At 60.9% G+C, this 12,068-nt stretch carries 7 protein-coding genes; 3 read left to right on the top strand and 4 right to left on the bottom strand.

What is annotated here, in order from left to right; all coding sequences use genetic code 11:
• Positions 1-193 precede the first annotated feature (193 nt).
• Complete coding sequence (locus tag Q1W15_RS03550) at positions 194-2,383, bottom strand: TonB-dependent siderophore receptor (protein ID WP_300720232.1); 2,190 nt, start codon at positions 2,381-2,383, stop codon at positions 194-196.
• Positions 2,384-2,924: 541 nt separating this feature from the next.
• On the opposite strand from Q1W15_RS03550, the gene mtlD reads away from it, so the two are divergent.
• Positions 2,925-5,054, top strand: coding sequence for a bifunctional mannitol-1-phosphate dehydrogenase/phosphatase (gene mtlD, locus Q1W15_RS03545; protein ID WP_300720230.1), 2,130 nt, complete (start codon positions 2,925-2,927; stop codon positions 5,052-5,054).
• Here the strand turns inward: mtlD and idi are convergent.
• The gene (gene idi / locus Q1W15_RS03540; RefSeq protein ID WP_300720229.1) at positions 5,038-6,753 is read right to left on the bottom strand and encodes an isopentenyl-diphosphate Delta-isomerase; all 1,716 of its coding nucleotides are present in this window, start codon (positions 6,751-6,753) and stop codon (positions 5,038-5,040) included. The two genes, mtlD and idi, sit on opposite strands and share 17 nt — an antisense overlap.
• Positions 6,754-6,871: 118 nt before the next feature.
• On the opposite strand from idi, the gene Q1W15_RS03535 reads away from it, so the two are divergent.
• Positions 6,872-8,227, top strand: coding sequence for an NAD(P)/FAD-dependent oxidoreductase (locus Q1W15_RS03535; protein ID WP_300720228.1), 1,356 nt, complete (start codon positions 6,872-6,874; stop codon positions 8,225-8,227).
• A gap of 105 nt (positions 8,228-8,332) precedes the next feature.
• Positions 8,333-9,340: an Ldh family oxidoreductase gene (locus Q1W15_RS03530; protein WP_300720226.1), complete on the top strand. Its 1,008-nt coding sequence runs from the start codon at positions 8,333-8,335 to the stop codon at positions 9,338-9,340.
• Positions 9,341-9,446: 106 nt separating this feature from the next.
• Here Q1W15_RS03530 and Q1W15_RS03525 read toward each other — a convergent pair whose 3' ends face one another.
• Together Q1W15_RS03525 and Q1W15_RS03520 are read right to left on the bottom strand one after the other, a co-directional pair.
• Positions 9,447-11,021: an aldehyde dehydrogenase (NADP(+)) gene (locus tag Q1W15_RS03525; RefSeq protein WP_300720224.1), complete on the bottom strand. Its 1,575-nt coding sequence runs from the start codon at positions 11,019-11,021 to the stop codon at positions 9,447-9,449.
• Between the two features lie 90 nt (positions 11,022-11,111).
• Positions 11,112-12,029, bottom strand: coding sequence for a dihydrodipicolinate synthase family protein (locus tag Q1W15_RS03520; RefSeq protein ID WP_300720222.1), 918 nt, complete (start codon positions 12,027-12,029; stop codon positions 11,112-11,114).
• Positions 12,030-12,068 lie beyond the last annotated feature (39 nt).

Raw genomic sequence — 12,068 nt, 5'->3', positions numbered from 1 at the left:
TCTGTACGAAATGTTTTCGAGCGAAGGTTAGGCAAGGCGAAAACAGGCGAGGAAGCGGAGTTTACGGGTTGTAAATGAGCATTCCGAGCCTGTTTTCAACGCCGCATAACCGAGCGCAGATACATTTCGTACAGAGCCTAGGACTCACAGCCCTGACACCCCAGGCGGGATGTCAGGGGCTGGCGGGCAGGGTTTAGAAGTTGATCGACGCGCTTAAGCGAGCGTTGAGTGGCGCACCCTGAAACAGGTAGTTGTCGCCCATGTATTCGCCCACATCGCGCCAGTAGCGCTTGTCGAAAAGGTTGTCGACGGTCAGCCGGAACACCGTGTCGTAACCCTCGATGCGGGTGCTGTAGCGGCTGCCGATGTTGAACACGGCGTAGGAAGCAACTTCGGTTGCGCCTTGCGGGTTGGCGTACTTTTTGCCGCTGTACTGGACGCCACCGAGCAGGGCCAGGCCCTCCACCCAGGGCAGGGCATAGTCACCGTACAGGCTGGCGCGCAGGGTGGGCACATTGAGGGTTTGGTGACCTTCGTAGTCGGGGGTGCCGCTGCCCGTGACCCGGGCGCGAATCGCCGCGACACTGGCCACCACTTGCAAGCGCTCGGTGGCCCAGCCATTGGCGGCCAGTTCCAGCCCGGTGTTTTTCTGTTCGCCTTGCTGCACGTAAGTGAAATGGCCTGCGCCATCGGGTTGCGAGTATTGATAAGCCTGACGGATCTGGAACACCGTGGCGCTCAGGCTGAGGCGCTGCCAGTCATACTTGATCCCGGCCTCGATTTGCCGTGACACGGTGGGCGGCAGGATTTCAGACTCATTTTTCGCAAACCACGGCGCTTCCCCGCCCAACGACAGCCCCTTGCTGTAACGCGTATACAGCGACAGGTTCTGCACGGGTGTGTAGATCAGCGCAGCCTGGGGCAAGAACTCATAGCGTCGGGTATGGCGGGTGGTGTCGCCCTGCTCGTCGAACGTGCGTTCATCCAGCCGCACCTCACGCCCGCCCAGCACGGTTTGCCACTGCTCGTTGAAGCGGATGCGATCATTGAAGAACACGCCGTACTGGCGGCTGTCCAGGCGTCGGTAACTGTCCTGCAGCGCCAATGCGGAGGGCGCAAAGGTGTCGGGTTCGCGGTCGATTTGGCCGGTGCCGATCTGCTCGTTGATCAACGTTCGCTGATCCACCACTCGGCGAAACGCGCTGGTGCCCACGGTCAGTTCGTGGTCAAGGTTGGCGATTGAGAACTGGCCGCTCAAGACCGCTTGCACTTCGTCATTGCGCCGGGTGTCATCAGGGCTGCGGAAGTCGTAGATGTCGTATTCGCCACTGGGGCTGAAAGAGTTGGCAACGTCTACGCCTGCGCATTCGGTCAGGTAGAAGCAGCCCCAGGCAAACGCGCTGTAGTCATCAATCACCACGCGGCTGCGCGATGCGCTGAGGGAGCCTTTCCAGGCCTCGCTGAAGCGGTATTCAAAGTTGCCGTTAAGGTTGAGTGCGTCAATCGTGACGGGTTTGGAGCCGCTTTGGTGCGCCAGGCGCTTCTTCGGTGAGGCGTGGTGCGGCAACTCGGTGCCGCCGAGTAATTGATAACCCGGTACTGAGCGTTGTTCTTTGTTCTGGTATTCCACGTCCAGTTGTAGCAGCGCATCGGGGCTGATGTTCCAGTCGAAGGCCACAGCGGCAAAATCGCGCTGGCCATTGGCATGCTCGACCCAGGTGTGAATATCTTCATGGGCCAGGTTGACCCGCACCCCGAACTGTTGCTCGCTGCCGAACCAGCCCCCCACATCGGTGGCCAGGTAGCCGCTGCCGCGATCATCGGTGGCCACCGTCACGGAGCGCACGTCGGCTGCGCGCTTGGTCACGTAATTGACCACGCCACCGGGTTCGGATACGCCACTTTGCAAGCCCGCCAGGCCTTTAAGCAGCTCAACCTGCTGCTTGTTTTCCAAGCCGACGTTTTGTTCGCCGGTGATCGTCCGGCCATTGATCTTGTAGCTGCTGGCCGCGTTCAGCGAGAAGCCACGCACCACAAAGTTTTCGTAGTAACCGATGGGGGCATAGCTTTCGCCCACTGAGGCGTCGTTCTTCAGCACATCGCTGAGCAGGCGCGCTTGCTGGTCTTCGATCAGGGCTTGGGTAAACACTGAAATCGCTGCGGGCGTGTCGAGCAGCGGGGCGGCTTCAAAGCCTGCGACTGAGGCACTGTCGGCCGCGTAGCCGAGGCTGTCATCGGCGGTTACCGCCGTGCTCGGCAACTCGGTGGGCGCGGCGTGGGCGGTTGGCATGGCGGTGGCCAGCAACAGGCCGAAGGTCAGCAGATTAAGTGCAAACTCGGGGGCGGACTCTGCCTGCTTGAAAGTCCGGTAAAGCCTGTCCATGCAACGCTCCTGAATGATGGCAACCTTGTGCAAGCTCGCTTGCGAGGCCTTTTCTCAAACCGCCCATCATACAGGTGCAGGCCGCCTTGGCGCAGTTGCCGTGCACTGCCCATCGGTCATGGTAGGGGCTACGGCCTTGATTTAGAGCCTTTGCATGGGGTATAGCTAAAAAGGTCACTCTTGGTTAACAGGACAATTAAAACCCTTATGGATGGAATCACACGTATCAATCGCCCCTACGGCTCACATGGCGCCTCCCTGATTGCGCCGTGTGGGCCTCACGACAAAAGCTGCCCTGGCGCAGCGACAGGGTTTGTGTTCTGCCTCACCTCTCTCCTCGCTTTATCCTGCCCTCGGTCCTGTTTGTGGCCTCAGGGTTACCCTCCCAACGCCTGATCCTTTCCGATTGCCAGCCGACCCGGCGCACGGCCGCTCGTTTTGATGGCGTGCTCTGCTGCCCGGCTATTTATCTGGATGCAACATTCGATGTCGTTCGCACCCCGTCTGCGATGACCCATCAGTGCGACAAGGAGTAACCCCCATGATTTATTTCCAGGGCAAACGTATTTTCAGTGCCATTTTTGACATGGATGGCACCATGTTCGACACCGAGCGCCTGCGCTTCAAAACCCTCAAGCAGGCCGCGCTCGAAGTCTTCGGCACCTCCCTGAGTGAAGACACACTGATCGGCTCACTGGGCCTGAGTGCCAAAAAGGCCGAAGCGCTGGCCAAGGCCAATCACGGTGAAGACTTTCCTTATGCTCAGGTTCGTCAGCGCGCCGATGAGCTGGAACTGGCCCATGTGCGCGCCCATGGCGTGCCGATCAAGGACGGTTTGCTGGAAGTGCTCGAACGCTTGCGCAAATACGGCCTGACCCTGGCGGTGGCCACGTCCAGCCGCCGCGCGATTGCCGAGGAATACTTGATTAATGCCAATGTGCTGAAGTACTTCGACGTCACCGTCTGCGGTGACGAGGTCAGCCAGGGCAAGCCTCACCCCCAGATTTTCCTCGACGCCGCCCGTGCGCTCAACTGCCTGCCGGACCATTGCCTGATGCTCGAAGACTCTGAAAATGGCCTGCTGTCAGCTATTTGTGCGGGCGGCCAACCCATTTTGGTGGAAGACATCAAGCCCCCGGCACCGCAGGTCAAGGCGGGGGCCTTGAAGGTGTACGCGAGCATGCACGGCTTTCTGGGTGACCTGAATGAGTGCATGCCCGACCTTGGCACCCCGGAACTGACCGAGCCTTTCCCGCAGACACTCAACCAGTTCAGCGTGGGTATCCACGGCTTCGGTGCAATGGGTGGCGGTTATCTGACGCAGATTTTTTCGCACTGGGACGGCTACACCCGGCCTTGCGAAATCATTGCCGCGACCCGCTCGCGCATGCTGCGTGAAACCATTCAGGCGTTTGGCCGATACAGCGTGCGTTATGGCGCTACGTCCTTCGACCAGACCCTGGACAACCTGCGCATGATCGACCTGGATGACGACGAAGCGGTGATCCGCATGTACGACGTCGCAGAGATTGTCGGGCTGAGCCTGCCGGAACCTGCGATCCGAAAACAGGCCGAGGTGATTGCCAAGGGGTTGATCCGTCGTTTCCAGCGCCGAGGGCGAGCGTTGACGATTTTGATTGTACTGAACAAGGTCGGCGGTGCGGATTTCGTGCGTCGCCAGGTGCAAGGCCGGTTACTGCAACAGGTCTCGCCTGCGCTGTGCCAGACCATTCTGGATAACACCCACTTTACCGAGACCGTGGTCAGCCGCATTGTCTCGAAAATCTCCAGTGAAGCGCTGGTGCGGCAGTTGCGCATCAAATCGACGATTTTCCAGAACAGCCTGAACGACGGCGTCACGCCCCCCAAGCGCTCAGCGAAAACCCCTGTGCCCGAATACGAACGGCTGATTGCACGGTTCCGGCCGTTTGCCCAGTCCAGCCACGCCCTGAGTCAGTTACACCTGATTGTGTTCAACAGTGAGCCGGACATGCCGCTGTATGCCGAACGCGGCAGCAACCTGCTGGAGCGCTTGCGTCAGGTTAAAACCGTCGACGACATCACCCAGATACAGGTCATGAAAAACCTGTTGTGGAATGGCCCCCACGCGATCATTGCCTGGTACGCCGGTTTGCTGGGGTATTCGTGGGTCGGCCAGGGCATGGGCGATGCGCGGGTCAGCGCACTGGCCGAGCGTTTGATCCGCCACGAGGTGGGCCCGGCGCTGGTGGCCGAGTACCCGCACATGGCTCAGGCGGTGACGGATTTTGCCACCACCTTTCTGGAGCGCTGCAAGAACTCTTTCAAGGACCCGTGCGCCCGTGTAGGTCGAGATCCCTTGCGCAAGTTGCAACGCAACGAACGCATTTTTCGCAGCATCGACCTGGCCAAAAAGCACGGTATCGACAGCCGCGCGCTGGAGTTCGGTTGCGCGCTGGGCCTGCATTACGCCCTGAGCGCCCTCGACCGCCAGGATCTGGAGGGGCAGTTGATGCGCTCGGTGTACCAACACAGCGGCAACATTGAAGCGCTGCTCACATACGGCGGCCCTTACAACGGGCGAGCGTATCCGGGGTTGAATCCGGTCAGCGATGCGGCGTTGATCGAGAGGGTGGCCGAGCACTTTCATCTGTTCGATGAGGGTTCACAGGTACTTATGCACCGGGCCTGAAATCCTCTTCCGTGGCCCAGGTGATCTCGGACAAAAAGGCAATGCCCGGTTTGGGCCACGCGTGTGGCTCAGCGGCTTGTTGCCATTCGGCGCTCAACGGCGTCAGTGGCAAGGAGCGGGCAGCCCCTTTGAACAACAGACGCAGGCCGTTGGGTGAACGCTGACAGAGGCGCGAGAGGTGCTGGGTGGCCCACAGTTCGGCGTGGCTGGCTTTGACCTCTGCACCCCCGCGAAAGCTGGGCCGGGCGTGCACATGCCTTAAGGTCAGCACGGCCAGCCCCAGGCTCCACGCAATAAAAAGCCGTATGCCGGTGTGTCTTTGCGGCATCAGGCAGGCGAACTCCAGCCCTTGCTGCAAGTGGGCATGGGCGGTGCCCAGCAGTTCATTCAAACCTTGAATAAACCCCGGCGTTGGCAGGCCGGGTTGCAGGGTATGGAGCACCACACCGTGTTCGGCAAACAGGTCGCGGGGTAACCAGCAAACGCCATGCTGACGATCTTCCCATTGGTCCTTGAGAATATTGGTCAGTTGCAGCCCTGTACCGAACGATATCGACAAGCGCAACAGCGTGGCACGTTGGCTGGCCAGTTCTGGCGCAAAATCAATAAACAGATCGGTCAGCATCTCCCCAACCACCCCCGCCACGCAGTAACAGTAGCGGTCCAGCTCATGACGGCTGGGCATGCCGTCCAGACCCACGGTGTACTGGAATTCACGCATGCCCCGGCTCATCACTTTCAGGCAATTGAGCAGGATGACCCGCTGGGCCGTTGTAAGCGAACGATTGACCTGCAGCATCAACGGCAAGTGATCCATCAGCTCCCGTTCGGCGGCCAGCGTTTGGGTCGACAGCAACGGCTTTAACGCATCACAAAAGGCCTGCGCCTCTTGGCGGTCGGCAATCACCTCCACAAACGCCTGTTGATAGTGGTGCTTGAGTTCAGCGCTCATGGTCGGTTCGTCTTCAATGGTGTCGGCCATGCGGCACAGTAAATAGGCATGGCCCACCACGTCACTCAGCGGCGCGGGCAATTGCGGGATGGTCAGGGCAAACGTGCGCGAAACCTGGGGCAGAATCGCGTGCTGATAGGCGAGTGCCTCTTCGAGTCGAGATGCCAGCGGCGCGGGCTTGGCCGGGCAGGCCCCTGTTTGACCCAAGGCGTGTGCCCTGAGACTTTCAAGCTGAGCCCCGGGCTGCTCAAGAATGGCTTTGAACCAGACGGTAAACAAGGACGGCGTGTGCTTGAGCTGGCGGTGCAACGCCTCAAGGTCGATCCATTCCCAATCGTGGGCTTCCTGGCTGTCAGGCCGTACCGGGCCGTCATAGTGGCCGACAAACACATGGTCAAACTCATGCTCGATCAACGTGCTGGATACCTGAGCCTTGTACGTCAGTTGGCTGACTTCGCGCAGCGCGCACTCGAAGCCCATTTCCTCCTGCAACCGGCGTCGGGCGGCCTGCGCCACCGTTTCACCCGGTCGTGGGTGGCCGCAGCACGTATTGGTCCATAACCCACCCGAGTGGTATTTGCCCCACGCTCTTTGTTGCAGCATCAATTGACCTTGGCCATTGAAGATAAAGATGGAAAAGGCGCGATGCAGCAGACCGTCCTGATGGACGCTCAATTTTGATCCGGTCCCCACTTCTTGATCATGCTCATCCACCAGAATGAGCCTTTCCTCTTCAGACGATGTCATGTGGGAAAATTCTTTTTTGGACTAGGGTTATTAGAGGCTAGAAGGTGAATTCAATTAAATCCAATGGCTTGAGACTGCTCGTTGCTCAAGTGTCAAATTACCGACAGGAGGTGCGCTTGTGGATTCACGCAACCATGCAGTCGTCATCGGCGCGAGCCTTGCAGGTTTGGCGTCGGCTTGCGTACTGGCCAAATACTTTACGCGCGTGACACTGGTGGAGCGGGACACGCTCAGTCATGCCCGGGAATTTCGTAAAGGGGTGCCCCAGGCACGGCACGCCCATGGCTTGACCACCTGCGGCGCAGCAATGCTTGAAAGCTTGTTCCCCGGCCTCAGGCTCGAACTGGAACAGGCGGGGGCGGCAGTGATCGATCAGGGTGAGTCCATCAGTACCTGGGGCAGCGCTGGACGAATCCCTTTCAACCCCGTCGGGTTGACATTGCAGATGTGCACGCGGCCTTTGCTGGAAGCGAGCATCCGGCGGCGTGTCATGGCCTTGCACGGGGTGAAGTGCCTTGAGGGGCATGAAGTGGTGCAGTTACTGATGACTGGACGCGAAGCCAGCGGGGTCATGGTGCGCCGCTGCACCCCAGATGGCACAGCACTGCCTACGCCGTTGGCAGCGGATTGGGTGGTGGATGCCAGCGGCCGGTTCTCGAACATGGCGCATTGGCTGCAACAACTGGGGCTTGAACCGCCCGCAGTTGAAGTTGTGGACGCGGGCGTGGTGTATGCCAGTTGTACATTCAAGACTGCATCGCAGCCGTGGGGGGCCCTTTACCAGCTCAACCGAGTGCCGGATCAGCCGCGCGGGGTTTATGCCGTGTACACCGAACGCGGCGAATGGCTGGTGACGCTGTACGGTGCCATGGGGGACAAACCCGGTGTGGATGAGCGGGCGTTCCGTGACTTTGCGGCCACGCTGGGTAACCCTGACCTTGATACCTTGCTTGACAAGGCGGTGTGCCTGTCGTCAGTCACGCGCTACGGGCGAACCGAGAACCAGCGTCGGGCTTACGCCACTATGAGCGATTGGCCGCAGCGCCTGGTGGTCGTGGGGGATGCGGCCTGTGCGTTTAACCCGGTGTATGGGCAAGGCATGACGCTGGCCGTGAAGCAGGCACTCATGCTGGGTGAATTGTTCAGCGGTGCGCGTGCGGGGCCCGGCACCGCCCGCCGTTTTCAGCGCGCTCAACAACAGGTGACGGCCTGGCCCTGGCGCCTCGCCGTCAGCGACGATGTGCTGTGGCAGGCCCGCCTCAATCAGCGCCAAGGCCCGCTGTCGGCAAGGGCTTTTAACGCGTACAAAGCCCTGCTGTACCGGGCGGTGATGCATGACCCGGTGCTTTACCGGCTTTTTTTGCAAGTGTTCCATCAGGTGCGCCACCCGTTGTGCATGTTCTCTGCGCGCCCGTTGGCGCGTGCGGCACAGCAATGGTTCCGTTCACGGTGGTCGGTGAAGCCGGTGGACTGAAGCATGGCGTCGGCTGTGCCATATTCGTCATGCGGGGTGGCTAAAGCGATCAAGCCTCAGGGCGACCGATAAGCCAGTCTGGACGGTCTGTTCAAGGAGCTGACCATGATCCGACTGACCCTGGCCCAAGCACATCAGCTGGCCGAATCCATCCTGTTGCATAACGGTTTCAACGCGGCCCATGCCCGCGCGGTAAGCGATACGGTATTGGCGGGGGAGCGTGATGGCTGCGCCTCCCACGGGTTGTACCGTGTGCTGGGCTGCGTCAACTCCCTGCGCGCCGGAAAGGTATCTGCCGATGCCGTACCGCAGGTGATCGACCAGGCACCGTCGATTGTGCGGGTGGATGCGGCGGGCGGGTTTTCGCAGTTGGCTTTCCAGGCGGGGTTGCCCTTGCTGCAAGAAAAAACCCGAGCCAACGGCATTGCCGCGTTGGCCATTAACCACTGTGTGCACTTTTCCGCCTTGTGGGTGGAGATCGAGCAATTGACCGCGGCCGGGCTGGTGGCGCTGGCCTGTAACCCTAGCCACGCCTGGGTGGCACCGGCGGGTGGCAGCCAGCCAGTGTTTGGCACCAACCCGATTGCTTTCGGTTGGCCCCGTGCGGGGCGTGACCCGTTTGTATTCGATTTTGCCACCAGCGCCATTGCCCGTGGCGACATCGAACTGCATCGCCGCGCCGGCAAAGCGATTCCCGAGGGGTGGGGCGTTGACGCCCACGGCGAGCCAAGCACCGATGCCAACGTGGTGCTCGATAGCGGCGCGATGTTGACCTTTGGCGGGCATAAAGGCTCGGCCCTGGCGGCGATGGTTGAATTGATTGCCGGCCCCTTGATCGGCGACCTCACCAGCGCCGAATCACTGGCGTACGACGCAGGCAGCAAGTCTTCGCCCTACCACGGCGAACTGATCATTGCGTTCGACCCGCAGCGTTTCCTGGGGGCCGCCACCGAGCAGCATTTGGCCCGGGCCGAGGTGTTGTTCGAAAGCATCGAAGGCCAGGGGGCCCGCTTGCCGTCGCAACGCCGCTACGACGCCCGTGCGCGCAGTGAGAAGGAGGGTGTGCAGATCCCCAAGGCGCTGTACAACGATTTGCAAGCGCTGCTGGCGTGACGAAAAGGTGCAGCGGGTTGAGGCCCGCTTGCTTGCGATGGTTTTAGTCGTGGCTTGATTGAAACGCCGTTCTTGAACGATCGCGAGCAAGAGGGGTGCCACTGTTTCAGCCTTTTGTGAACCGGCCATCCACCAACCGATTGATACCCAACGGGTTGGCTTCTTTCAGCGCATCGGGCAGCAAGGCATCGGGGCAGTTCTGGTAGCACACCGGCCGCAGGAAGCGGTCGATGGCCAGGGTGCCGACCGATGTCCCACGGGCGTCAGACGTCGCCGGGTACGGCCCGCCATGCACCATGGCATCACAGACCTCAACCCCGGTCGGGTAGCCGTTGAACAGCACCCGCCCGGCTTTTTGCTCCAGCAGCGGCAACAACCCGGCATAGGCTTGAAGGTCTTGTGGTTCACCGATCAGCGTGGCGGTGAGTTGGCCATGCAGGCTGTTGAGCGCAGCCTGCAGTTGCTCTTCGTCGGCCACTTCCACCAGCAGGGTCGCCGGGCCGAACACCTCTTCCTGCAACAGCACATCGCCGGCGAGCAGCAGGCTTACATCCGCCTTGAACAGGTGCGGTTGGGCCTGATTGCCTTCCACGGGTTTGCCCGCCAGGCGGTATACGCCCGGGTGATCAAGCAGTGCCCCAAGGCCTTTACGGTAGCTGGCGAGGGTGTCGGCATTGAGCATGGTTTGCGCCGGTTGCGCGGCCATCAGTGAGCTGAGCAGGGCGGTAAAGGCGGTAAAACGCGGCGAGCTGATGCCTATGATCAACCCGGGGTTGGTGCAAAACTGGCCACAGCCCAGCACCACCGAGTTCACCAGTTCGCTGGCGATCTGTTCGCCCCGCGCATGCAAGGCCCCCGGCAACACCACCACCGGGTTGATGCTGCTCATCTCGGCAAACACCGGGATCGGCTGCGGCCGGGCGGCGGCCATGTCACACAGGGCGCGCCCGCCTTTGAGCGAGCCGGTGAAGCCCACCGCCTGAATGGCTGGGTGCTTGACCAGCGCTGCGCCGACACCGGCACCGTAGATCATATTGAACACACCCTTGGGCATGTCGGTGAGGTCGGCGGCGCGCAGGATGGCATTGGCCACGCACTCGGCTGTCGCCATATGCCCGCTGTGCGCCTTGAATACCACCGGGCAACCGGCCGCCAAGGCGGCTGCGGTATCGCCGCCCGCTGTGGAGAAGGCCAGCGGGAAATTGCTGGCACCGAACACAGCCACCGGGCCAATGCCAAGCCGGCATTGGCGCAAGTCGGGACGCGGTTGGGGCAGGCGATCCTGTAGCGGGTGATCGATGCGCGCGCCATAGAAATCGCCACGGCGCAGTACGTTGGCAAACAAACGCATTTGCCCGCTGGTGCGGCTGCGCTCGCCCTGGATACGGCCACCGGGCAGGGCGGTTTCACGGCTCACCAGCGAGATGAAATCATCGCCCAAGGCGTCCAGTTGGTCCGCAATGGCGTCGAGAAAGGCTGCCCGCCGGGTGGCGGCCAGGTTACGAAAAATCGGGTAAGCCGCTGCGGCCGCACGGGCGGCATCATTGACTTCTTCGGGGGTGGCTTGGCTGAACGTGTAGGGAAGGGGTTCACCGCTGCTGGCATCGTGGCTGTGCAGGGTGGTGGTGCCAGCGGCACTGCGCGAGCCGCCGATGTAGTTATGGCCGGTGATTTCGGACATGCAGAACCTCCGTATTAATAAGTGGCCCGGGCCAGTGAATCAGTACGGCGAGTCGCCGGGGCGGGCGCTAAAGGCCCGCCCGGCAGTTACTCAGAGACCGACATCGGGAAGCTGTGGGCGGTTGGCCAGGGCTTTGGCCATGATGCGTTCGACAAATTCACGGTCTTCTTTAGGCAGTGCCAGTCGCGGTGGACGGGTCAGGGCGCTGCCACGGCCGGCGAGAGCTTCGCATAACTTAATGCACTGCACCAGATCGGCGCGGGCATCGAGGTGCAGGATCGGCATCAGCCACTCGTAGATCGGCATGGCTTCAGCAAAACGGCCCGCTTTGGCCAGGCGGAAGATGGTTTCGCCTTCTTTCGGGAACACGTTGGACATGCCCGACACCCAGCCTTCAGCGCCTACCGCGATGCTTTCCAGCACCACGTCATCGAGGCCAGCGAACAGCACGAAACGGTCACCGACTTCGTTGCGAATGTCGATAAAGCGACGGGTGTCGCCGGAGGAGTCCTTGAAGCACACCACGTTGTCGCAGTCGGCCAGGGAGATCAGGATTTGCGGGGTCACATCGTTTTTGTAGATGGGCGGGTTGTTGTACACCATCAACGGTACGTCAGCGTTTTTAGCCACGTAGCGGTAGTGCTCGGCGGTTTCGAACGGCTTGGAGCCATACACCAGCGCGGGCATCAGCATCACGCCGTCAACACCCACTTTGCGCACGGCATTGGCGACTTTGGCAGCCTGCACGCTGGTGAATTCGGCTACGCCGCAGATCACTGGCACACGACCCGCCGAGGCGGCCACGGCCACTTCGGTCACGGCGATTTTCTCTTCAGCGGTCAGCGAGGTGTTTTCACCCACCGAGCCGCACACCACAAGGCCTGAAACGCCGTCACGGATGACGTTGGAAATCACTTCGTGGGTCTTGTCCAGGTTGATGGTGAAGTCGTCGTTGAATTGAGTGGTCACCGCTGGGAAGACACCACTCCAGTTTATGCGCTTGCTCATTGTTTGTTGCCTCCGGTTGCTTTGATTGTATTTCGTATA

The organism is Pseudomonas sp., assembly GCF_030150285.1.
GTDB lineage: Bacteria > Pseudomonadota > Gammaproteobacteria > Pseudomonadales > Pseudomonadaceae > Aquipseudomonas.
This window is presented reverse-complemented; position numbering and strand designations above follow the sequence as displayed.